18 protein-coding genes and 1 CRISPR repeat array are annotated in these 21,688 nt (G+C 70.9%); of the genes, 11 read left to right on the top strand and 7 right to left on the bottom strand.

Translation table 11 applies throughout. The features are described 5' to 3' along the window. The first annotated feature begins 19 nt into the window (after positions 1-19). The 10 genes from JKV81_RS16790 to JKV81_RS16745 all read left to right on the top strand — a co-directional run bounded on the left by JKV81_RS16790 (position 20) and on the right by JKV81_RS16745 (position 11,681). Positions 20-880, top strand: a complete 861-nt coding sequence (locus tag JKV81_RS16790; RefSeq protein ID WP_307820555.1) for a hypothetical protein — start codon at positions 20-22, stop codon at positions 878-880. Positions 881-904: 24 nt separating this feature from the next. After that, a complete protein-coding gene (locus JKV81_RS16785) occupies positions 905-1,243 on the top strand; it encodes a hypothetical protein (RefSeq protein ID WP_236056893.1) in 339 nt (112 codons plus the stop codon). A 10-nt stretch (positions 1,244-1,253) separates the two neighbouring features. Further along, on the top strand, positions 1,254-2,039 hold the full coding sequence (locus JKV81_RS16780) for a hypothetical protein (RefSeq protein WP_202076536.1): 786 nt from the start codon (positions 1,254-1,256) through the stop codon (positions 2,037-2,039). Next, positions 2,029-3,900: a hypothetical protein gene (locus JKV81_RS16775; protein ID WP_202076535.1), complete on the top strand. Its 1,872-nt coding sequence runs from the start codon at positions 2,029-2,031 to the stop codon at positions 3,898-3,900. The genes JKV81_RS16780 and JKV81_RS16775 overlap by 11 nt, the downstream gene beginning before the upstream one ends. A 3-nt stretch (positions 3,901-3,903) precedes the next feature. Beyond that, positions 3,904-5,427, top strand: coding sequence for an SCO6880 family protein (locus JKV81_RS16770; protein WP_202076534.1), 1,524 nt, complete (start codon positions 3,904-3,906; stop codon positions 5,425-5,427). Next, positions 5,427-7,010: a putative type IV secretion/conjugal transfer ATPase gene (locus JKV81_RS16765; RefSeq protein WP_202076531.1), complete on the top strand. Its 1,584-nt coding sequence runs from the start codon at positions 5,427-5,429 to the stop codon at positions 7,008-7,010. The genes JKV81_RS16770 and JKV81_RS16765 overlap by 1 nt, the downstream gene beginning before the upstream one ends. Beyond that, positions 7,010-8,731, top strand: a complete 1,722-nt coding sequence (locus JKV81_RS16760) for a type IV secretory system conjugative DNA transfer family protein (RefSeq protein WP_236056892.1) — start codon at positions 7,010-7,012, stop codon at positions 8,729-8,731. Before JKV81_RS16765 ends, JKV81_RS16760 begins: the two co-directional genes overlap by 1 nt. Positions 8,732-8,751: 20 nt before the next feature. Continuing rightward, positions 8,752-9,267 carry a hypothetical protein gene (locus JKV81_RS16755; protein WP_307820554.1) on the top strand — a complete coding sequence of 172 codons (516 nt, stop codon included), beginning with the start codon at positions 8,752-8,754 and terminating at the stop codon, positions 9,265-9,267. Positions 9,268-9,334: 67 nt separating this feature from the next. Continuing rightward, positions 9,335-10,588 carry a hypothetical protein gene (locus JKV81_RS16750; RefSeq protein ID WP_202076529.1) on the top strand — a complete coding sequence of 418 codons (1,254 nt, stop codon included), beginning with the start codon at positions 9,335-9,337 and terminating at the stop codon, positions 10,586-10,588. Positions 10,589-10,784: 196 nt separating this feature from the next. Beyond that, positions 10,785-11,060: a CRISPR direct-repeat array (repeat unit 31 nt; unit sequence CGTGCTCCCCGCACGCGCGGGGATGGTCCCG). Between the two features lie 72 nt (positions 11,061-11,132). Beyond that, on the top strand, positions 11,133-11,681 hold the full coding sequence (locus JKV81_RS16745) for an SUKH-4 family immunity protein (protein WP_202076527.1): 549 nt from the start codon (positions 11,133-11,135) through the stop codon (positions 11,679-11,681). A 422-nt stretch (positions 11,682-12,103) separates the two neighbouring features. On the opposite strand, the gene fxlM is transcribed toward JKV81_RS16745, so the two are convergent. From fxlM to JKV81_RS16710, 7 genes are all read right to left on the bottom strand, one after another. Beyond that, positions 12,104-13,327, bottom strand: coding sequence for a methyltransferase, FxLD system (gene fxlM, locus JKV81_RS16740; protein ID WP_202076525.1), 1,224 nt, complete (start codon positions 13,325-13,327; stop codon positions 12,104-12,106). An 86-nt stretch (positions 13,328-13,413) separates the two neighbouring features. Then, positions 13,414-14,580 carry a lanthionine synthetase C family protein gene (locus tag JKV81_RS16735; protein ID WP_202076523.1) on the bottom strand — a complete coding sequence of 389 codons (1,167 nt, stop codon included), beginning with the start codon at positions 14,578-14,580 and terminating at the stop codon, positions 13,414-13,416. Then, entirely contained in the window at positions 14,577-17,591 is a 3,015-nt protein-coding gene (locus tag JKV81_RS16730; RefSeq protein WP_202076522.1) for a lantibiotic dehydratase, read from the bottom strand. Before JKV81_RS16730 ends, JKV81_RS16735 begins: the two co-directional genes overlap by 4 nt. 73 nt (positions 17,592-17,664) lie before the next feature. Then, positions 17,665-17,847, bottom strand: a complete 183-nt coding sequence (locus tag JKV81_RS16725; protein WP_202076521.1) for an FxLD family lantipeptide — start codon at positions 17,845-17,847, stop codon at positions 17,665-17,667. 163 nt (positions 17,848-18,010) lie between these two features. Next, entirely contained in the window at positions 18,011-18,724 is a 714-nt protein-coding gene (locus tag JKV81_RS16720) for a hypothetical protein (protein WP_202076520.1), read from the bottom strand. A 62-nt stretch (positions 18,725-18,786) separates the two neighbouring features. After that, on the bottom strand, positions 18,787-19,125 hold the full coding sequence (locus tag JKV81_RS16715; RefSeq protein ID WP_202076519.1) for a DUF6415 family natural product biosynthesis protein: 339 nt from the start codon (positions 19,123-19,125) through the stop codon (positions 18,787-18,789). Positions 19,126-19,256: 131 nt separating this feature from the next. Further along, positions 19,257-19,766, bottom strand: coding sequence for an ATP-binding protein (locus tag JKV81_RS16710; protein WP_236056887.1), 510 nt, complete (start codon positions 19,764-19,766; stop codon positions 19,257-19,259). Between the two features lie 219 nt (positions 19,767-19,985). Between JKV81_RS16710 and JKV81_RS16705 the strand changes: the two genes are divergently transcribed. Continuing rightward, entirely contained in the window at positions 19,986-21,326 is a 1,341-nt protein-coding gene (locus JKV81_RS16705; RefSeq protein WP_202076518.1) for an NsdA family TPR-like regulatory protein, read from the top strand. The last annotated feature ends 362 nt before the right edge of the window (positions 21,327-21,688 follow it).

Genomic DNA, 21,688 nt, shown 5'->3' with positions numbered 1-21,688 from the left:
AAGGGAGTTATCTCCTGGTGTGCTCTCTTCGGGGGCCCGTCTCGTCGTGCCGGTGATGGCGGCGACGGGCGGCAGCGGCCGGTCGACCGTGGCGGATCTGCTCGCAGGGCACCTGGCCGCGGCGGGAGCGTCAACAGTCGTCCTCGACACCGCTCCACGGCTCTCGTCCCCATGGCCGTCCTGGACGGCCGGGCAGTACGCCGGGGGACTGGGCGCACTGCCGCCGGACAGACCGCTCACCCGTTCACAGGTACAGCGCGCGGCCGCGCTGCGACCTGGTGCGGACCGACCGGGCTGGCAGGTGCTGACCGACGGCCGTGACTGGCACAGCCTGCCGCTCGCTCTGCCGCACGCCCCGGCCGCGTGGCTGCAGCTGGCGGCCATCGGCGGCTGGCAGTGCGTCGTCGCCGACACCCCGCACCCGGTGGCGCACGACATCCTCGAGTCCCGGTGCGCGGGGCAGGACGGACGGACCCGGTCCTGGTGCGAACTGCCCTACGCCGTGCCCGTGCTGTGCGCCTCGGCCACCGCAAGCGGCATACAGGCCCTCCAGCAGGCGGTGATGGCCATGCACGCGGACGGCATGCCGCTCCAGCGCACCGTGGCGGTCCTGGTCGCCCAGGCGGACGGACGCCTTCCCGCGGTCGTGCGTGCGGGCGCAACGATGCTGTCCGCACGGACCGCCGCGGTCGTCCACTTCCCGCACGACCCGCACATCCGCGCCCACGGGCTGCGCACGGTCTCCCGACTGCGCTCGCGTACGCAGCAAGCGGCAGGCCTGCTCGGCCAGGAAGTCCTCGCGGCGGCCGGAGCCTCCTGGGGCACGCCGCTTCCGGACGCACCCCGACCCGCGCCCCTGGCCGTGGTCTCCCACTCGTAGACGACCTTTGACGAGGTGTTCCCGATGACGTTCATGGACGCAGTCCGCACGCTTGCCACCGACCCGGGCCTGCAGGCGCTGGCCGCAGACCCGCCGCCGGTCGTGCCGAAGCCCTCACCAGCCCTCCCCGCGGCGGTGAACACCCAGGTGCAGACCGTCCTGAACTGGACCGCCGGGTTCGGGCTCGCCGCCGCGGTGATCGGCGGGCTGACCGGCTGGCTCCTGGTCGCTGTCGGCCACAACACGGAAAGGGCCCAGCTGGCCGCCAGGGGCAAGCAGTCCGTGCTGTGGAGCCTGTGCGGTGCCGGAGGCATCGGTCTGACCAGCTCCATGGTGCTCGCGGTCTACAACATGTCGATCTGAGGCCGTCGTCATGGACAACCACGAACGCAGCGCCCGGCGCGCCAAGCTCCTGCTCGCGGGGCTGGCCGTCCTGGTCGTCGGCGCCCTGGGCGTCGGCGGGATCACCGCGTATTCACTGATCGACGGGGACAGCTCCCGTACGCCGGCAGCAGGGCCGACAGCCGCGGGGGAGACGAAGCCGTCCGGCTCCGCCTCGGCCGCCGGCGGTGCGGAGATGACTCCGGAGAGGGCCAAGAAGGTTTCGCTGGACGCGCCGGCGGGCCAGGAGGGCGGCGCCAGCACCGGCTTCCCTCACAGTCCCGGAGGCGCGATCTCCGCGGTCGTCCACTTCTGGGAGGAGTACGCCTGGATGGACGACCAGAAGGCCCGCCAGCAACTCGAGGTCGTGACATCGCCGGACGCCGCCGGGTACATCGACAAGCAGATCTCCGAGGTCCGCAAGCTCAGGGAAGGCGCCGGCCTGCCCGCCTCCGGCGGCACACCGGCAGGGGTCACCTTCACCACCACGGTGGATGCCGTACGGATGCGGAGCCTCGCCGCCGACGACCTGCCACGTGGAGACGTCGTCCACATCTGGCTGAGCTTCGACCGGTACGCGACCACACCGGACAAGGCCACGGACGACAACCCGGTCAAGGGCGACACCACCGACTTCATCGTCAAGTGGCAGGAGGGTGCCTGGAGGATCACCGACGAGGAGGCGTACGTCGAGCAGCGGACCCTCCCCGTCGCCTACGACCCCGATTCGCCCTTCGCGTGGCGTGACCAGTGGGTCCAGGTCAGGCATGAGGACTGAGCGCCCGCGGCGTCCTGCGGCACTCCGGGTCCGGCTCCTCCTGCTCGCCCTGCTGTGCTGCGTGGCCGGCGGCGCAGTGGCCGCGCCCGCCGCAGTGGCCGACCACGGCGGCAAGCACGCCGCGTACGGACCGCCCGAGCCGCCGCCGGCGGAGTGGGCCGAGGACGGCGACGTCGCGGGCGTCGACACCCAGGGCCACTGGTGCGTCATGGACTTCGGGGCCACCGACGGGGACTGCCGGCCCGCCGAGGCCGGCGAGCTGCCCGGCACCATCGGCGAGTGCGAGGGGGCTGACGGCAACGCGGCCAGGAACTGCGGCGAGGCCGATCGCCAACGGTACGAGGAGCTTCGCCTCGACAAGTGGCGCAAGGCCTACGACCAGGAGCAGGGCAACTTCGAAGAACTGAACACGTACGTCACCGCCTGCGTCGAGAAGGGCGGCCTCTTCCAGGAGTGTCTGCGGGACGGTCAGAACAAGTACCCCCCGGACGCCAAGAACCCGGTGGCCTGGGCGGAGGGCAAGATCAGCGAGCTCGCCTCGGACGCCCTGAAGGAGGCCGCCCGCTACATCGGCAAGGCCGTGGTGTGGCTGCTGGAGGAGTTCGCGAAGGTCTTCAACAGCTCGTCGACCATCGACCTGTCCAAGGTCGGCATCGGCTCCGCCACCGGGGTCATGACCTCCCTCTCGTTGGTGGTTGCCACCTTCCTCCTGCTTCTGCAGTTCGGAAAGGTCGCCCTCAGCCAGCGAGGCGAACCGGCCGTCACCGCCCTCACCGGCCTGGCGAAGTGGGGCGTCATCTCCTCCGTGTACGTACTGGCCACCCAGACCGCGCTGTCCTGGTCGGACGCGGTGTCCACCTGGATCGTCAACTACACCTTCGACGGCGGCGGATCCGGCGAGGCGGATGCGACCGAGGCGATGCAGCACCAGCTCGGCACCCTCTTCGGAGGGCTCATCACGGGTGGCGGGGGCGCCGCGACGGTCGGCACCGCACTCATCACCGGCGAGGGAGTGGCCGCTGCGGCGGTCGGCGTCATCATCGTCGTCGGGATCATCTGCATCCTCGCGATCGCGGCGCTCTGGCTCGAAGTGCTGCTGCGCCAGGCCGGGATCATGATCCTGGTCGCGACCATGCCCGTGGTCCTGGCCGGCCAGCTCTCGGACTCCACCCAGGAATGGTGGCCGAAGGCGCGGAACGCGCTGATCGCCCTGATCCTCATGAAGCCGATGATCGTGCTCTGCTTCGCCATCGGGTTCGGAGCCATGGCCGAAGGCCAGGGCGTGCAGAACATGTTCGTAGGCCTGGTCATCTTCATCCTGGCCTGCTTCGCATGGCCCGTCCTGGCCAAGTTCATGACGTTCTCCACCGTCGGCGGGGGCAGCGCGGTCGCCTCCGGCCTCGTGAGCTCCGCCGGGTCGTCCGCCGCATCGGTGAGCGGCGGCTACCGCCCCGAGATGGGCGGGGCCGGCGCGGTCGGCGGCGGCAGCGCCTACACCCGGGCCCTGGAACAGGACACCGCCCAGACGTCGGCGAGCGGCTCCAACGCCGCCCCGGTGCCCGGCGGCGGGACAGGTACAGGTGCTGCGAGCGGTGCCGGACGCTCCTTCGGCTCGAAGGTCTTCGGCACGGTCGCTCTGCCCCTCCAGCTCCTGGCGGCGGGCAAGGACACCCTCGAGTCCGGCATGTCGAGCACAGCCGGTCACGCAGGACTTGATCACGGCGCCGCGGGAGGCCGCCACGTCGTCATCTCCCAACGTCGCGTATCCGCCGGCCCGAGGCATCCGTCCGAGGCCCAGCCCGAAGGCGGGGACGCTCCGCTGCCCCCGGTGCAGCCTCCCAGCCCTCCGATTCAGGAATAGCTCATGACACAGCCCGTCACGTACAGCGGGTGGCAGTCGGAGAAGTCCGGCTTCATGGGACGCCTCTCCGGTCCCGGCTTCGCCCTCGTCGCCGTCGGCTGCACGCTCCTGCTCATCCCCGTCAACCTCGCGAGCTGGGCCGCGGCCGGTGTGTGCGTGCCGGTGGCCGCGGTGCTCCTCGTCCTCGCGTTCGGCCGTGTCAGCGGGCTGAGCGCCGATGCATGGATCCTGCTGGCAGTGAGGCATCAAATCGCCGTGGCACGGAATCAGAATGTCTTCGTCTCGGGGCCGTTCGCCCCCCGCTCGACCCGGACCGGGCAGCAGCCGATGGACCTGCCCGGCACCCTGGCCAGGCTCCGGATCCTGGAGGCGCCGGACGGGCTCGGCGGTCTGCTGGGAGTCGCGCACGACCCGGTCGCCGGGACGTACACCGCGGTGTCCCGGGTGTCCTTCCCCGGCCTCGCCCTGGTGGACACGGACAAGCAGGCCGCCCGGGTCTCGTCATGGGCGGCGCTTCTGCGCACCTTCTGCACCGAGGACTCCCCGATCGTGCGGCTGTCCGTGCACCAGCGCTGTCTGCCCGACGACGGCGCCGCCCTGCGATCATGGACCGCTCACCACATCACCCCCGACGCGCCGCCCGCCGCGGTGAGCGCCCTGTCGGACCTGATGGAGGGCGCCGGCCCCGCGGTCACCAACCGGGAGACCTACCTGTCCGTGACCCTGTCCGCCGGCCGCGCCCGGCTCGCGATCAAGGGTGCCGGTGGCGGCCAGGTCGGCGCGGCCGCCGTCCTGGTCAGGGAGATCCACGCGCTGGGCGGGGCGCTGAGCACCGCGAGCCTCCAGGTCATGGAATGGCTCTCCCCCCGGAAGGTCGCGCAGAGCATCCGTACGGCATTCGACCCCGACGCCCAGGTCGCGATCGCCACGACCGACGCGGCCGCCCGGAACCCCGGATGGGAGGGCGTCGAAGAGGGCGTCGACCCCGCGCTGGCCGGGCCGGCGGCTGCGGAAACCGGGTGGGGGACCTACCGGCACGACGGAGCCTGGACCGTCACCTACCAGGTCCGCACCTGGCCCCAGGCCCAGGTCTACGCGACGTTCCTCCAGCCCCTGCTGCGGCCCCGGCGCAACGCACGACGGTCCATGAGCCTCGTCTACGAACCGCTCGGCCCCCGCCGCGCCCGCCAGGAACTGGCCCGTGAGAAGAGCAAGCGCTCCTCCGCCCGCTACCTGCGGGCCAAGACCGGACGGGACGAGAGCGAGGACGAACGCCGCGAGGTGAATCTCGCCCGCACCCAGGACGCTGCCCGCGCGGCCGGCCAGGGCGTGGTCCGGATGACCGCGGTGCTGTCGGTGACCGTGACGGACCTGGAGGAACTGGAGACGGCCTGCGCCGAGATGCAGGCCGACGCCGCCGCGTCCGGTCTTGAGCTACGGCGCATGTGGGGAGCCCAGGACGTCGGATTCGCAGCCGGGGCCCTGCCACTGGGCCAAGGACTCCCGGACCGGCGGGTGGGCTTCTGATGGGCCTGCGGACACGTCTGCCGGCAGGCCTGCGCAGCCACCTGCCGGCACGCCGTCGTGCCACGGACACCGAGCTGCACGCCTCCGGCCTCGGTGAAGCCACCGGGATCAACACCGCGTACGTACTGGGGCCCACCGGCCCGACCCCTGCCGAACAGCGGGAGTCCCGCCGGCTCGAGGACGCCGAAACCGTCATGCGGGTGGCACCGCGCAAGGGCTGGCCGCACCCCTTCGCAGGCCGCTCCGCCTCTCTGCCCCGCACGGAGGTCGTCCGTGCCGACACAGGCAACGCCGCGGGGGCGTACCCCTTCCTGCACGCCGGATCGCTGCCCCCGGTGGGCGCGTACATCGGGCACAACACGCTCACCACCCAGGCCTTCAGCGCGCACCCGGCGGTCTGGGTCCGCGAAGGCCTCTGCACCAACCCGAACGTGATGATCACGGGCATCCCCGGCAGCGGGAAGAGCGCGCACATCAAGGCCCTGTGCTTCCGGCTGATGGCCTTCGGCCACCGGACGCTGATCGCGGGTGACGTGAAGGGTGAGTACGCGGGGCTCTGCCGCCACCTGGGAGTTGAGCCGGTACGCCTCGGCCCCGGCCTGCCCGGCCGTCTCAACCCGCTCGACGCCGGGCCGCTCGGCGCGGGCCTCGACCGGATCAAGGATCCCGCCGAGCTCCGGGGGCGCCTGCAGGAGATCCACCGGCGCCGCCTCACCCTGCTCAAGGCCCTCCTCGAACTCCAGCTCCGTCGCACCCTCGAGTCCCGCGAGGAGGAGGCCCTGGACGTCGCCGTGCGCGAGGTGACCGGCGAGCTGTACGGACAGACCAGGCTCGCCGTGCCGACCCTGCCGCTGGTCTACGACAAGCTCCGCGACCCCACCGACGCGATGGCCCTGGAGCTCCGGGTCCGGGACGGTGAGGTGCAGCTGGCCCGGGAACAGATGGTGTCGATCCGCTCGGCGCTCGGCACGATGGTCAACGGGCACCTCGGCGGGCTCTTCGACGAGCAGACCTCCATCGGCCTGGACTGGGATGCACCGATCCAGTCCGTCGACATCAGCGCCCTGGAGCAGTACGGCGACGAGACGGTCGCCATGGTCCTGTCCTGCGTCTCCTCGTGGGCCCAGGCCGCCATCGACCGGCCCGGGCAGCGTCCCTGGATCGTCGTCCGGGACGAACTGTGGCGGCAGATGCGCTCCGGCGGCGCCGCGATGGTCCGCAAGATCGACGCCGACCTCCGGCTGTCCCGGGCGACCGGGACCATCCAGATCCTGGCCACCCACCGGCTGTCCGACTTCGAGAGCGTCGGCTCGGCGAGCTCGGAGGCCGTCGCCATCGCCAAGGACCTGATCTCCTCCTGCGAGACACGGATCCAGCTGGCACAGGACACCCGCCCCCTCCAGATCACCCGAGAGGCGATCGGTCTCTCGGACGCCGAATGCGACCTGATCGGATCCTGGGGCGCCGGGCAGCGGGGCCGCGCCCTGTGGAAGATCGGCCGCGGCGGCGGTCACGCCGTCCAACTGGTCCTCTCCCACATCGAGCAGAAACTCTTCGAGACGGACGAGCGGATGTCCGTGTGATGGCCGCGGAGAAGACCGGCCCGTCCACCGCGAGCCTGGACGACAACACCCTGCTCGCCGCCTACGGGTTCGGGGCGGCTGCCTCGGTCGGCGGCGCGGTGCTGCTCGCCGCGCCGGCCGCGGCCGTGCTGTCCGGGCGCGGGTGGGCCACCCGTACCGACAGCATCCCCGCCACCGTCCTCAAATCCCTGGTGAAGGGCCCCGGCGCGGCGTACGACCCGGCCCCGCCCAGCTGGCTGTTCTACGTGCTGACCGCCCTACTCGTCCTGGCCGTACTCGTCCTGGTCGTGAAGGCCGTCAGCCTTTTCGGCCGCGGCGGCCGGACCGGCGGCGCCCAGTGGGGCGGGGCCAAGGTGGAGCGGAAGCTCCAGGCGCCCCAGGACCCGGTCGAACGCGCCAACCGGATCACCGCCGGGCGCGGGATGCGCACCGGAAAGATCGTGGCCGCACAGCCCAACATCAGCGCCACGGTGTTCGGAGTGCCGGGATCCTCGAAGACCACGGGCCTGGTGCTGCCGAACGCAGCCGAATGGCAAGGGCCCCTGGTCGTGACCACCACCAAGGCCGCCGACCTCGACATCATCTACGCGCGCCGTCGCTCCCTCGGGCCGGTCTGGGTCATCGCCCCGGCCGGTATCCCCGGCCGGCCCACCCAGAGATGGTCGCCCGTCGACTACTGCACCGATGCGAAGGCCGCCGACCGGATGGCGTCGTGGATGGCGGAGGCGTCCGCCTCGGGCGACAGCAAGCGCGCGGCGCCGTGGGTCGACCAGGCCAAGAGCGTCCTCAAGGGCGTACTGCTGGCCTCGAACCTGTCCGGCGGGGGAGTGGGGGCGATGCGCCGCTGGCTCAGCCTGGGCAAGGACGCCGTCGACCACGTCCGGGCCGTCCTGCTGCAGCACGGCTGCAACGAGGTCGCCGACGACTACGCCTCCCCCTGGCTACGGCTCCACGAGGACGGCATCGGATCGATCCAGTTCACCCTCAACGTGCTGGCCCGGGTCTACGCCGACGAGGAGGTCCGCGAGACGTGCGCCGGCACCGACTTCACCGTCGAGGAGCTGCTGGACCGTAACGGAACCGTCTGCCTGATCGCGTCCGAGGCCGATGCCGAACGGTTCGCCCCGCTGCTGACCTCCCTCATCGCCTCGATCATTCATGGCGCCGAGGTCCGCTACAACAGCACGGGCAAGCCCCTCGACCCGTCGCTGGGCGTGATGGTCGACGAGGCCGGCAACATGCTGCGCTACCCGAGACTGCCGAACATCCTGACCACCGGCCGCGGCATGGGCATCGACGTCCTGACGGTGTGGCACGACCTCTCGCAGCTCCGGGACCGGCTCGGTATGCAGAAGGCCAACACGGTGCTCTCCGCGAGCGGCCTGCGGATGCTGCTTCCGGGCTGCGGCGACCTGGAGACCCTGCGCTACTTCTCCGGCCTGTACGGACGCACCGAGGTGATGCGGACCTCCCACGGCCGCTCCCGGGGCGAGTTCACCACGAACACCTCAGCCACCGAGACGGATCTCGCCCCGGTGCACTCGCTGCAGCAGCTGCCGGACTTCACCGCGATCGCGCAGTACTCGAACCAGCCCCCGATCAAGATCAGGATGCGGCTCACGTTCCGCGACAAGGACCTGAAGAAGCTACTGGCCCCGTCGGGAGGACGGGCGCCCATGCCAGAACCGGACCACGACAGCAGGTCCTTGGAACAGCGCTGAACAGAAGGCAGGCACTACTCGTGTCCTCAGATTTCGACAACCCGGCCTCGCTGTGGCCCACGATGACCCCCGAGGCTCAGCCTGAGCCGCAGCGGTGGGTGTGGGCCGCCATGGACCCGGTGGACCGGCACCAACGTCTTCGCGAACTGGCGACCTGGGTCGACTGGCTGCGCACCACGTTCGAGCTGCACAACAGCATCCCGCCGTGCTGGTACCGCCACCCTCCGGTCGTGGAGCACCTGACAGCCCTGTACGCCGGGTGGATCCGTACGTACGCCGGCGAGCCGACCCCGGGCCGGGAGCTCGCCGAGGCCGACTGGATCAACACCCTGCACGCCTTCACCCCACGCCTTCAGCTCGCCGCGTGCGCGACCGGCGTGCACCAGGCCCCGCCCCCTGTCCCACCGGTCATGCCGGGGACGGAGACCGACTTCGACCACTACCTGACCTCCTCGGAGACCACGAACGCCCCCGCGGCCCACCCGGCCGCGGCCGAATTGCGCCGCCGGGCCGGCGACGCCGAGCTGCCGCTATGACCCGGACGGTGCTCGACAGCCCGACGACCACCACGCGCCCGGCCGAACCGACATCTACGGAGGCACCATGGCCACGAGTGCAGACACAGACACCAACCCGGAGAAGGCCGAACGTCCCGCAGCCCGGGCTCCGCTGCCGCCTGCCCCGTCGAACGCCGTAGCGGCGACGGAACACCCCGATCTGCCTCTGTGGCCGGGCAACGATCTGCCTGGCGGTCGGTGGGAGCGCAGGGGCGACGTCCTCCACGAGCCGTCGGACGGCAACCCCATCTGGCGCCTCAAGCACGACCCTGCCGAGGGCAGTGTCGCGCTGCCGCCCATCGACTGGGAGGAAGGCCTGGAGAGAGCGCGGCGGGCGTGGAAGGAACATGTGCCCGAAGCCCACGGCAGTGCCGACGACATGTGGGCCGTGGTGGTGGAGGACCTGGAGACGATCGATCAGGTGACGCCGGTTCACAATCCGCCGCGCAAGGGCGAGATCCTCACGGAGGCCCCCTCCGCCGCCGCAGCGTCGGACCTCGTGAACGGCGCCCTGCACGACGCGGCTGCCTCGGATCTCCGGAGCTCGCCGGAGTGGCAGCGGATCCAGAGCGTCCGGGGCGCCATGGGGCACCTGATGACCACGATCAGGGAGCGGGCCGGCGCGTACTGGAAGGAGCTGCGGACCGATACCCGGTTCCAGGGCTTCTGGAAGTCCGTCTCCATCCGCACGTGCGAGGTCATCAGCCGGCTGGCTGCGGCGGGCGCGGAGAGGATCCGCCGCACCACGGCCGGCGCCCTTCCCAGCGCCGACGCCTTGCTCAAGTTGGGCGACGCGGGCCTCACGTACAGCACCGCCGCCGCGCGCATGCCGGTCCCGTACGGCTCCCGGAAGGAAGCGATGGCCGGCGCGCGATCGGTGGCCGAGTCCTTCCAGGCGTGGATCGCCGGCCCGATGGGGCGGACGCTGGCCACGTCCGACCATCCGAGGATCGAAGCGTTCCGCGAGGCCTGGCAGCAGCTGCCACCGTCCACCACGCTCCCGGAGGGGGCCGGCCGATCCTCGTCCCCGTACGGCAGAGCCGCCGAGGAGGCCGGCGCCTTGGCGGAGGCGGCCGCTGAGTCGACGCGTTTCGCGGGGGCTGATCTTGCCGCTCTGCGGGAGGTAGCAAGGGCGGCGGACGACCACGCCGCCCGGCTCTCGGTGACCTTGCCGGAAACGAAGGGCGAGCCGCCCGCGCACCCAAAGACCCCTCGCCCCGCGGCTGTTGCTCCACGTCCGCGAGTTGCTGCACCGCCCCTGACGGCTGCACGAACCCGATCGTCGAGAGCGGGGGTATGACTGGTCGGCTCGGCCACTGCTCAGGGGGGCATGCGAGGGGCGGCTGAGAGGTGCATGACTGGAAGGCGCGTTTTGTCGGAGTCGGTGAAACCGGTGCGGAATGGCTATCACGGACGATGAACTCGCAGTTCAGCGAAAGTGCTCCCCGCGCGCGGGGATGGTCCCATCGACGCGGCTGGCTATCTGTGGATCCAGGAGTGCTCCCCGCACGCGCGGGGAGGGTCCCCACGTCGTCACCGAGGCCTCCGGCTACCTCACGTGCTCCCCGCACGCGCGGGGATGGTCCCGGGGTTCGCCTCACGGGCGCCCAGTGGAACGCGTGCTCCCCGCACGCGCGGGGATGGTCCCGACGATGGGGAAGACGACATCCTCGACTAGGGGGTGCTCCCCGCGCGCGCGGGGATGGTCCCGGGCCGACCGGGGGCAAGCCGGTAGAGGACGCGTGCTCCCCGCACGCGCGGGGATGGTCCCGCGCCCTCGAGACGGGTGGCCTCCGCCTCCATGTGCTCCCGCAACTGAAAAGAGTTTAAAGTAGGGTGTCCGTGTGAATTCCCCTGTGGCATACGGCGATCTGACGCAGCTTTATGCGTTGGATGGTGTGGTTCTCTATCCCGCTCTGAGTTTCGGCTCAGTTCATGCTGCTACCGCCCAGTTTCTGGCTTCCATCGGTCTGCCGAACGATAAGTTCTTCACCTCCCGTACGGGAGTGTCGGGATCAGTAAGGGACCCTTACGTGCTGGCCCCCTTGTTCGCCTTGGAGGATCGCTATTGCCCGGAGGAGTCACAGTCCTGGCATGTCCTGGGTTACCTTCCTGCGGCGCTTATCGCTATTGATCCGTCCTCTGGAACGGTCTACATATTCCAAGAGGGCGCGCGTGAGTACCAGGTTGCGCACCGGGATGTCGCTGCGCTAGTTCACTGCCTGATCGAATTCAGGAAGCTCGAAGACGCTTACAACTCACCCAATCCCGATGTCGAGGAGTTGGTCGAGACGTTCCGTGAGGCGGTGGCCGCATTCGACCCGACTCCGCTGACCAACCCAGAGTCTGAATGGAATCGCATGCTCGATGAAGTGCTTGAGGAGTTGTGGTAACAGAGCGTGCCGGAGATTCGGGGTCTGAGGAACTTCGGCCCCGCGTCGACGCTCTCGGCTCAAGTCGTGGACCCTGCAACCCTCGAAGGATTTCAGCAGCCGACCACCAAGGGGGGTGTCGCCGCACCTGTGCTCCCTGCGCGTGCGGGGATGGTCCCAAGGATCCGCGTGCCGTTGCGGCTCTGATGCCGTGATCCCCGTTTTGGCGGGGATGGCCCCATGGTGGTGATCTGTTCGATCAGTCCGGTCAGGTGGTCCCCGCGCAGGCGGGGATGGCCCCGACGCCGCAACCCTCGTCATCGGGTCCGGCAAGTACTCCCCGCATCCGCGGGGATGGTCTGCCGAGCTTTCGCTCCGGCAGAGCTGAGGCCCCGCCGGAGCAGACGCCTCAGGTCCCCTGGGCTTCAGGTGGTGAGGCGTCGTCAGTAGGCGATCACCATGCGGGCCGACGGCTTCTCGATGACGTAGCCCTCGGTGAGTTCATAGTCCGGCGTGCCTGCCGGGTACAGGCTGATCATGGGTTCCGCCGTCCGGTCGTCGCCCCACGCCGTGATCTGGGTGCACAGCCGCTCCGCGAGCGCATGTCCGCGTGGTCCGTAGCCGGCCGCGCCGAGTCGGAAGCGGGGTTCGGTGCTGTCCTCGGCCGTGATGCGTTCCAGGGTGAGGTAGGCGATCGAGTCTGCTTCGACGAGGGCGGGGCTGAGTGCGGGCGCCGCAGGGCGTCGGAGGCCCGCGGCGATGGCGGCCGGCTTGACGGTGATGCGGCAGGTGGTGGGCTCGGTGGCCGACAGGCGGAGCCAGATTCCGTCGAACGACTCGACGGGCCCGACACTCGCTTCGGTCCAGACGACCGTTCCCGGCTGGGAGACGGCCGTCGCCAGCGCCGGCGGGGCGATCGCCTGGTCGTCGTCCCAGAACAGGCGGATCAGGTGCTCGTCGTCGACGTAACCGCTGTGTTCGCCGTCCTGGCCGATCATGGGCAGGAAGCCGCACATCTTCACCGAGTCGGACAGCAGCCGTTCGGGCCGCCGGGTGAAGGCGACGCTGCGGGTCAGCCCTCGCCACCGCAGTGGGAGGACGAGCCTGCCGCCGGGCGTGAGCTGGTTCTGCAGGGCGGGGGAGGGGTCCCAGACGCCGACGGTCGCGATGATGCGGTCGAACGGGGCCAGCTCCTCCGCGCCCAGCACTCCGTCCCGGGTGATGACCTCGACGTCGCGGAACCCGGTCGCGTCGAGCGTCTTGCGGGCGTAGGCGGTGACCTCGCCGTCGATGTCCGCAGTGACGACGAGTCCGGAGGGGCCGACCAGGCGCCGGATGTACGCGGCGTTCACGCCCGTGCCCGCGCCGATCTCGAACACGCGGTGGCCGGCTTCGAGCTGGAGCTGGACGAGCATGAAGAAGACCACGTCGGGCTTCGAGGCGCAGCTGAAGGGGAGAGCGTCCTCGGCCGGATTGTCCTTGATGGACACGGGCTGATTCGCGTACGCGGTCTCGACGCTTACGGCCGGAAGGAACTCGTGCCGTGGCACCGAGCGCATGGCTTCCTCGACCCGCGGGTCGTAGAGCCCGGCGACCCGTTCCTCCACGATCTCGTCGAGCAGCCGGTTACGCAGGACCTCGGTCGAGGGGTGGGCGGTGGTGTTCATGGGATTCCTTCCACGACGTGCCCGGCGGTGACGAGGGGCACGAGCCTAGTGGTGCGTTCTCGGGGTGCTGGTGTGCTGGGCGCCGGTCAGCCGTCCAGGAGCAGGCAGGCGTCCCAGCGGGATATCGGCGGGGTGTTGACGCCCGTGTCGAGCTGCGTGAGGTGGACGCCGTCGGCGCCCTCCATCAGGCCCGGGGGAGGGGGCGACCCCGACGGCTCGAAGGAGTCGCGCATCCGGGCGTGGAGCCCGGGCAGGGAGGCGCCCAGCGCACTGCCGGGGCCTGCGTCCGCGGCTGCTCGCTGAACGGTGCGTACGAGGCCGGCCCAGCCGTGGCAGAGAGAAGCGTCGGTGAGTCGGGCGAGTTGCTGTTCATCGGTGACGCAGGCGGCGAGTGCCGCCTCGGCGTGGTGCCGCAGCGTCGCATCGCCGAGGGCCAGCGCGGCGAGCTGCCGGGCGCGGGCGATGCCTGGGGTTCCGTAACACCATGAGGGGCGCCCTGGGCCCTGCTGCCGGCGGGGCGTACGGGCCTTCCATTCGTCGAGGGAGAGCGTCTCGGGCCACCAGGGGCGTCCTTGGGTGCCGAGGCACCACTGATCGAGCGTGGCGCAGATCGAGCGGATGGCTCCGGCCTGCCCGGGAACGGCGATTCCCCGCCGCAGGGTGATCGCCAGGAAGGCGAGCGGGCCGCAGATGCCGTGCGCCAGGCCGAGGTTGCCGTGTCCGTCCGGCCACCGGGGGGACGGTCGGAGGCCGGGTCCGTCGCCGGTCCACCAGCCGGGCAGGAGGTCATGACCGGCCGGGACCGGATCCGTGAGTGCGACGAGGTAGTCGAGGACCTCGAGCAGCAGCGCGTCGTTGCCGCCGCGGGTCAGGAGGTGGACGCCGAGCCCCGTGAGGCCGCTGATGAGGTCGTACTCGCGCAGGCGCGGCAGCTCTTTCCGGTCCATTCGTTCGTGGGCGGCCCGCAGCCGCAGACGCGTCATGGCGGCGATGTGGTGGTCGAGCGTCAGGAGGGCGGGGGCGTACGAGGGCCGGTCCGCGAGGTGGAGGACGTAGGCGATGGCCGGCGCTCCCTCGAAGAGGCCGCACGCGTCCGGGTCGGCGTTCACCGGGTGCCGGACCATGGCGGTCACCCACGCGTGGACGGCCTCCCATCCCCCGCGGCCTGCCTGTACGTCGGCGATGTGGCGAAGAGCGATTCCGGGAGCGCCGGCGTAGAGCGACTGTTCCTGTCGCAGCGGTGCTCCGGTCATCGCCGGGCCTGCCGAGCGCGGGCAGCCTGCCGTGCCACGCGGCGGCAGACCTTCTCCCCCGACCGGTCGAGGCCGAGCATCCGGTTGTGGTGCATGTGGAACAGCGACTCCAGGATCGCGTCGAGGTCCGTGTCGTCGGGGAGCTGACGGCGGTAGTGGGCCAGAGCCGCGGTTCTGTCCTGCCAGGCGCGGGCGACCTCGCCGTTCCAGCCGGGCAGGTCGAGAGGCGTCCGGAGTCGGGCGAGACGTACGGCCTGTTCGGACACGGCGCGCTCCGTTGTGGCGGTGGCGGTGGGCCGGTCGGCGAGCCACTCCGTCCCCGCCTCACGGCCGAGGAAGCCGCGCGCGATGTCCACCATGCCGACCGCGACGAGTGCCGTCGGGTGCAGAAGGGGGCCGTGGACGTGGCGCAGGGTGCGGGCGACGGCGCGGGAATCGGCCGTGAACACCGCCTCCGCCGCTGCCAGCGCCTCGCCCTGCCCGTATCGGCCGATCTCGGGGCTGTACGTCTCCAGGACCAGCCGGCTCGCAAGGGATTCGCTGCGGAGCCGAGCAGCCCACCGCGCTACTGCTTCGGCGAACGTGGCGTACCGGCCGGCGCCCGGGACGCGGAGGCGCAGTCGCAGGTGGGGGGATTCGTGTGGGCTCCGGTAGCGCAGGAACCACCACTCGGCGTCGCCGGGCAGGGCAGCGAGAAGCTGGGGGAGACGCCCTGTGATGATCTCGGTCATCTGCTCGGGGTGGGTGTGGAGCTTCGCGTGCAGCCATGGGGCATCCGGTGCGCCGGGCATGGGGCCCAGCGAACCGTTCAGCAGCGTGGGCAGTGGCCGCCCGGACAGGCCCGACGGGGCGGGTGCGCGGGTCGCGACAAGGGGTACGGCGATCTCGTGGGCGTGGTCACCGATCCAGCCGAAGGCGCCGTCGGGGGCGGTCTCGGTCAGGATCGCCTCGTCGTGGCGGTCGAGATGGGCCCGCAGGATCGCCGCGTGGAGGGGTTCGTCCAGGGTCAGGCGCAGGGTGCGGTCGTCGTCGCGGAGCTCCACCGTCCCGGGGCACCGCCAGCGCTCCCGCCACCGGGCGAGGGACTCCGTCACGGGGGCAGCCAGATCGGCGCTCGTGAGGCGCCACCGGGCCGGTGACAGGACGGTACGCCGGTAGCGGACCCTCGGCAGGAAGGCGAGCCGGAAGGCTTCGGGCCCCCAGTCGAACCCGGTCCACGAAGCCGTGAAGGCGCGCGGCAGGTGGGCGAGGAACCGGGCCATGGGCGGCGGTTGCTTCTCCAGCGCCATCGCGTGGAAGACTTGGGGCTCGATGACCCGGCGGCGGGAGACGCTCACCAGATGCAGACGGCTGTGCGTCGCGGTGACGGCGAGATCGTCCAGAGGGATCGTGATCACGTCCTCCTCCGGCCCACGGTGCTCTCCCAGCGAGATGACGTGCGGCAGATAGGCGGGGATGCGACAGACGTTCTCCGTGTGCGGGTACAGCGGCGGAAAGGACAGTTGAGCCGGCAATGCGTCGGCGACGCCCGGGGGGAGGGTGCGGTAGACCTCCCGAAGCTCGGAGCCGCCTGCGACCGGCGTGAAACGGGAGGTGAGCGTGCCGGCGGAGCGCGCGGGCGTGACCGTGAGGGTGAAGTCGCCCCGGTCCAGGGCTGCGATGTCCTCGGCGTGGATCCGGGCGCACATCTCGACGTGCGGCGGGCCGGTGGTCGGCCCGTTCCCGGCGACCGCGTCGAGCACGTCGTCGGTGAGGACGATCTCACGGCTTCCGTCGACCGCGGCCTGCCAGGCGAGCGCGAGCAGCCGTCGGTCCCGTTCGGAGGTCTGCGTCGCAGGGGTGGACATCACGCTGCCCGGGTACTCGGCCGGGAAGCCGAGTCCGGCCGCCGGGTCGAGCACTTCGCTAAACGGGACGAGCGTGCCCGCGCCGTACCGCTCCCAGAACGCGGTCTGGAAGTCGTGCCAGATCGCGTGACCGGTGGGTCGGCGGGTCAGACGTAACAGGGCCGTCGCCGCGGCCTCCATCTCACGCGCCACGCTGAGCGGGACCGTCACGGCCGAGTCGAGCAGCAGATCAACAGCGAGCGGTGCCCGGCCGGCATCCGACATGATGCGCAGCTCCCGGACCAGCGCCTCCCGCATCCGCGTCTGCCCTGCACCGGGGGTGCGGTTGTGATGGTGCAGAGCGGCCGCCACCCTCTCAAGACCGTGGAGTACTGGGGCCACCGCCTCGATCGTGTGGGCCTCGACCCCGTGCAGACGATCGAGGAGATGGCCGAGCGGGTCGGTCACCGTGAGTGGAGCTCGCAGGCTGGTGACGAGGAATCCCTGGCGGACGAGATCGGTCAGCATGGTGCGGATCCGCGCCGGCGCGGTGCCGGGAAAGACCTTCGTAAGGGCTTCGAGTACGGCGCTGAACCGGGTCGGCGTGGACGCGCAGGTCTCGAGCGCTCGTACCGCGCTCGTGTACTTGATGCTGGTGCCGTGGGGGCCGCCGTGCGGGACCTGGAGGCGTCCGCCCCGCCGGGCGGCGAGGCTGTTCAGCACCACGTCCAGGCGTTCGAGCAGCTCCTGGCAGTTCTCCAGGCCGTCGATGATGCTGCTGAGCCACATCGTGTCGAGGCGGGCAACCGCCCGGTGGCCGCTTCCCCAGCGCACTTCGGTCCTCGACCCGAGTGCGGCCGGGGCGATGCCTGCGAAGAGGCCGAAGGGGGTGGGCCGCCCGGTCGCGCGCAAGAGGTAGCGCGCCGTCGAGAGCGCCGCCCGCCGCAGCTTCTTGCCGGGGACCGTCCGCCCGCCACGCATGGCATCGACGCTGCGCGCCAGTTCGGGGTTCGCCTGCCGGATCGGTCCGGCGAAGTCGTGGCGGGACCAGACGTGGTCCAGCCATTTCAGGCACTCGTCGCTGTCGGTCGGGTCGGGCCACCAGTCGGGTAATTGACTGCGCGGTGCGGCGGCGGCCCGTAGGAGAGCCGTGCCCTTGTGTGCGTACAGAGACGTGTTGCTCATGCGCGACTTGCTCCTTCGTCGTGCAGACGGATGGGAGGGCCGGGGGAGCCCGGCCCTCCCGGGAAGCGGTGTGTCAGACCGCGCTTGCGCAGGACGAGGCGCAGGACGCGGCGCAGCCGTCACCGGTGCCGCACGCGGCCGGCATGCCGAGGCCACCGAGGTCCGTGGTCACGGCCAGGTCCAGTGCGAACGGGTCCTCGGTGATGTCGGCGAGGGTCTTCGGCGGGGCGGTCTGTTCGGGCATGACAGCGGTCATGGCAATGCTCCTTCGTCGGATCGATGGACGTGCTCTTGTGCACCTCGGTGCTGGGGCTGACGTGACCGGCAACGAGGGGTTGTGCCCGTGCTCGCTGGTGGGCCGCGGGGGCGGAACCGTGGGCGAGGACGGAGTCGGTGGTAGGGCTCGAGCTCGGGCGTCCTCAGGCGGAGGGCCGTAGCCGAGGGGGAGCGGTCTGTCCGGGAAGCTCGGCCAGGTCCTGCTGCAACTCGCTCACGGTGAGGACGCGGAACCTGGCCAGGCGGCGGATGAGCTGTGAGGCAAGGAGCGTAGGGAGGTTCGGGTGCCCGTAGGGAAGGGGCTCCCTGGGGTGCGCCACGACCTCGACCCTGCCGTCGACCAGGCCGTACATCGTGCCCAGGACTCCGTACACGGGCGCGCTCGTGGCCAGGAACACGACGGGGTCCTCCCCGAGGTGCGGGCAGAGGGCGGCGGCGGTTGCGACATGCCGTGCGCACACGGGGGGCTGGTTGGTGAGGAGCGGCGCTTCGTGGCTCGCGTAGTCCGCAGGGCCGGCGAGGAAGATGCTCCCCAGAGGAGTCGCCGCCGGGGCGGTGCAGATCTGGCAGCGCATTCGTTCCATCGTGGCCCGCTGCCGGAAGGGGTGCATGAGCTTCCACTCGGGCTCGCCGGTGGGGCGCCGACGCTCGTCGTACGGCGTGAACGAGACCCGGGCCCACAGCACCTGCCGCAGGTCGCGGTCGAGGTGGGCGTCCTCGTCCGCGTAGAACAGGCGGTAGGCCCTGCGGCCGCGACTGCCTCTCGACGGCAGCAGGACCAGGTTGTCCCGCGCCGCTTCTTCCCCCGCGCGCTGCGTGATGTAGGGGACGACGGCCGGGCGAAAGGTGGGGCGCACAGGGCGGTTCGTCTCTCTCGTCCGCGTCTCGGTGGGGTGCTCGGGGGGCTCGGGGGGCGTACTCATGCCACGTTCACGTTCGTGAGCTGCCCGGTCGCCAGCAGCCGCTCCAGGAGTTCGTTGACGGTCCAGGCCGTACGCCGGAGGTGAACGACGGCTCTCCGCGGATCCATCGGCATGACCTCGCAACGAGTGGCGCGGGCGTTCTCGATGAGGGTGAGCGTGGCTGTGTCCTTACGGTCGGCACCGCCGCTGATCGCGATGTCGACGAGCTGCGCGAGGTGGCCGCGGAGGCGCTCGGCGAGCTCCCGTCGGTGCTCCTCGGCCGGTGGTACGTCGTCGAGCGCTGTCCCGACGTCGTCGAGCAGGGCGTCCGCGTCGAACGGCTCCCACACCCGCATCCTCCGCAGGATGCGTCGTAACTCCGTGGGATCGAGCGTCGGGGACCACGCTGCTTCCGGTGCCTCTCCGTGTGGGAGGGATGGTGACGCCAGTTGGCGACGGGCGCGTGGGGCCGCGTGAGCGGGTGCGATCACGACTGCTCCTCCGGCACGCTCAGCCGGCACCAGGTGCATGTGCCGTCCTCGGTGACGCCCCACGATTCCGCGATGGCCTCGACCAGGGCCAGACCGCGGCCGCTCTCGTCGTCGACGCCGGCAACGCCGAGGACAGGCCTGTCGGGAGATCCATCGGTCACCTCGATGCACAGGTGCGAGGCGGTCCCGTACAGCCGTACGTCCACGACAGGGCCGCTGCCGTACCGCATCGCGTTGGTGACCAGTTCGCTCAGGCACAGCTCGACGGGCTCACACAGGCTGTCCAGCCTCCACCTGCGGAGCTGCTCCCGGCCGAGGCGGCGGACACGACCGGGCCAGAGCCTATCCTCCTCGGACATCTCGTCGGCGCCGGCAAGGCCTGGGCCGGAGGAACGCGGGATGCGGAGCTCCACGCCGCGGCCACCGGCGCCGAGCTGTCGCACAGGGGATGTGCTGCTGAGGCCCTGCCGGCCTGTGGCCGCACTGCCGGTCGCGGTGGCGGTCATACCCAGTCCTTTCGCACGTCGTGAGGCGGCGTCGCATGCGCTTCGTCGTCCGTTCACCCGGTTCGTCCCGCACGGGGGCGACGGGACGAACCGGGCCGTCGGGCCGCCCGGAAGAGGTCCACGAACGGCCGGTAATCACTCAACTCCCCGACGCGCCGGTGGGTAAGGGAGCAGAGTGGAGGCACGGTTGAACTGGTTGAACGCACCAGGGGGTCATCGATGGCACGTCGCCCGCGAACACCGAACACGGCCCTTGCGGCCCTGATGCAGTCGGGGGGAATCGGAAATGCGCAGCTCGCACGGCGCGTGAACGGCGCAGGCCGCGAACTGGGCGTCCGCCTTCACTACGACAAGACCAGCGTGTCGCACTGGCTCGCCGGATCGGTGCCGAAGCCCGAAGCGCGCCCTGCCCTGACCGAGGCGCTCTCGCGGCTGCTCGGACGGCCCGTAACGTGCGCTGAGATCGGCTGGCCGGGCGAGGACGAGCCGGCCTCGAAGCGCGACCTGGTGGCAGGAGTGATCGACCTGAGCAGGGAAGACATGGACCCCTCACGCCGGAGGGTGCTCAAGACAGGGATGTACGCCGCGGTACTGGCCGTTCCGCGCTACGAGGACCTGACCGGGCGGCTGGAGGCGGCGTCGACCGGGCGGACGGTGCACGTGGGCAGGTCCGACGTGGAGACCGTCCGCACCATGACCGACAAGGTGGCCGACATCCTGGACCAGGTCGGGGCCGGACACGCCCGCCCGATGGCCGCGGCCTTCCTCGTCAACACGGCCGGGCCCTACCTCCGGGCCGACGGAACGGACCAGGTCACCCGCGACATGCGGGCCGCCGTCGCCGACTTCGTGTACCTCACCGGGTGGATGGCCATGTACGAGGACCAGCAAGGGCTGGGCCAGAAGTACTACCTCCGCGCCCTGGAGCTCGCCGGCGCCGCCGAGGACCACCTCACCTATTGCCGGACCCTGCGCGGAATGAGCTTGCAGGCGACGCACCTGGGTCACGGCAAGAAGGGCCTGGAACTCGCCGAGGCCGCCGCCGAGGCGGCCCCTTCCGCCGGCCCGCGGCTCGTGGCCTTCCTACGCGGTCAGCAGGCCGCGGCCGCGGCGATGACCGACGCCCGCCACACCGCCATGGGCTGGCTCAAGGAGGCGGAGAGCGCACTGTCACGCGCCGACGACCGGCGTGACGCCGTGGGCGGCTACGACCAGGCCGCCTACTTCTTCCACGAGGCGCACGTGCGCTGGCACCTGGGCGACCAGGAAGGCTCGATCGCTTCCCTGCACCGTTCGAACGCTGCTCGCTCCCCGCTGGAGCGGCAGGGGCGCCTGCACTGCACCGGGGTGATCGCCGAACGACAGTTCCGTATGCGCCACATCGAAGCCGCCTGCCAGACCTGGGGAACCTTCCTCGACGAGCACGTGACCATCTCGTCCGCGCGCGGGGACGAGCACCTGAAGACGATGCTGAAGGCGCTTCCCGCCTACCGCCGCGTCCCAGGAGTCCAGGAACTGGAGGAACGCGCCCAGCAGGTCGCGGCACTCAAGGCGGCGTAGGGGCGCCGGATCGGCGGTCCGCGAGTCGCTGAGGACCCGCACTTTCGCGAGGCGCGTCGTACGGCCCGGAGGAGGCGAGGCGGGCCAGATCGTCGGCCACGGTGCGGTCACCTCGTGCGGCCTGGACTCCAGGGACATCCACCTCGGAACGGCCGCGGTTGAACCGGCCTCGGGGAACATCGGTACAGCGGTTATCGGTGAGAACGATCTTGTTCAGGGAGTGAGGGTTCCGGAGCGGTTCTCGTGGGCTTGGAGCCCGACCTCGGGGAACATCGGTACAGGGGTTGGCGCTGAGATTGATCATGGTCAGGGCGTGAGCGCACTGACCCGGTTCTCGTACTCGCGGCGGGCCTTGCGCTGGG

Source organism: Streptomyces silvae (assembly GCF_016745505.1).
Lineage (GTDB): Bacteria > Actinomycetota > Actinomycetes > Streptomycetales > Streptomycetaceae > Streptomyces > Streptomyces silvae.
The sequence above is the reverse complement of the archived record's forward strand: the minus strand, read 5'-3'. Positions and strand labels throughout refer to the sequence as shown.

Bases quoted from the DNA above. Each gene is read 5' to 3' on its own strand.
- JKV81_RS16765 (WP_202076531.1), top strand. From the start codon at position 5,427: ATGGGCCTGCGGACACGTCTGCCGGCAGGCCTGCGCAGCCACCTGCCG.
- JKV81_RS16760 (WP_236056892.1), top strand. From the start codon at position 7,010: ATGGCCGCGGAGAAGACCGGCCCGTCCACCGCGAGCCTGGACGACAAC.
- JKV81_RS16770 (WP_202076534.1), top strand. From the start codon at position 3,904: ATGACACAGCCCGTCACGTACAGCGGGTGGCAGTCGGAGAAGTCCGGC.
- JKV81_RS16785 (WP_236056893.1), top strand. From the start codon at position 905: ATGACGTTCATGGACGCAGTCCGCACGCTTGCCACCGACCCGGGCCTG.
- JKV81_RS16780 (WP_202076536.1), top strand. From the start codon at position 1,254: ATGGACAACCACGAACGCAGCGCCCGGCGCGCCAAGCTCCTGCTCGCG.
- JKV81_RS16775 (WP_202076535.1), top strand. From the start codon at position 2,029: ATGAGGACTGAGCGCCCGCGGCGTCCTGCGGCACTCCGGGTCCGGCTC.
- JKV81_RS16705 (WP_202076518.1), top strand. From the start codon at position 19,986: ATGGCACGTCGCCCGCGAACACCGAACACGGCCCTTGCGGCCCTGATG.
- fxlM (WP_202076525.1), bottom strand. From the start codon at position 13,327: ATGAACACCACCGCCCACCCCTCGACCGAGGTCCTGCGTAACCGGCTG.
- JKV81_RS16725 (WP_202076521.1), bottom strand. From the start codon at position 17,847: ATGACCGCTGTCATGCCCGAACAGACCGCCCCGCCGAAGACCCTCGCC.
- JKV81_RS16735 (WP_202076523.1), bottom strand. From the start codon at position 14,580: ATGACCGGAGCACCGCTGCGACAGGAACAGTCGCTCTACGCCGGCGCT.
- JKV81_RS16715 (WP_202076519.1), bottom strand. From the start codon at position 19,125: ATGCGGGTGTGGGAGCCGTTCGACGCGGACGCCCTGCTCGACGACGTC.
- JKV81_RS16730 (WP_202076522.1), bottom strand. From the start codon at position 17,591: ATGAGCAACACGTCTCTGTACGCACACAAGGGCACGGCTCTCCTACGG.
- JKV81_RS16750 (WP_202076529.1), top strand. From the start codon at position 9,335: ATGGCCACGAGTGCAGACACAGACACCAACCCGGAGAAGGCCGAACGT.
- JKV81_RS16710 (WP_236056887.1), bottom strand. From the start codon at position 19,766: ATGACCGCCACCGCGACCGGCAGTGCGGCCACAGGCCGGCAGGGCCTC.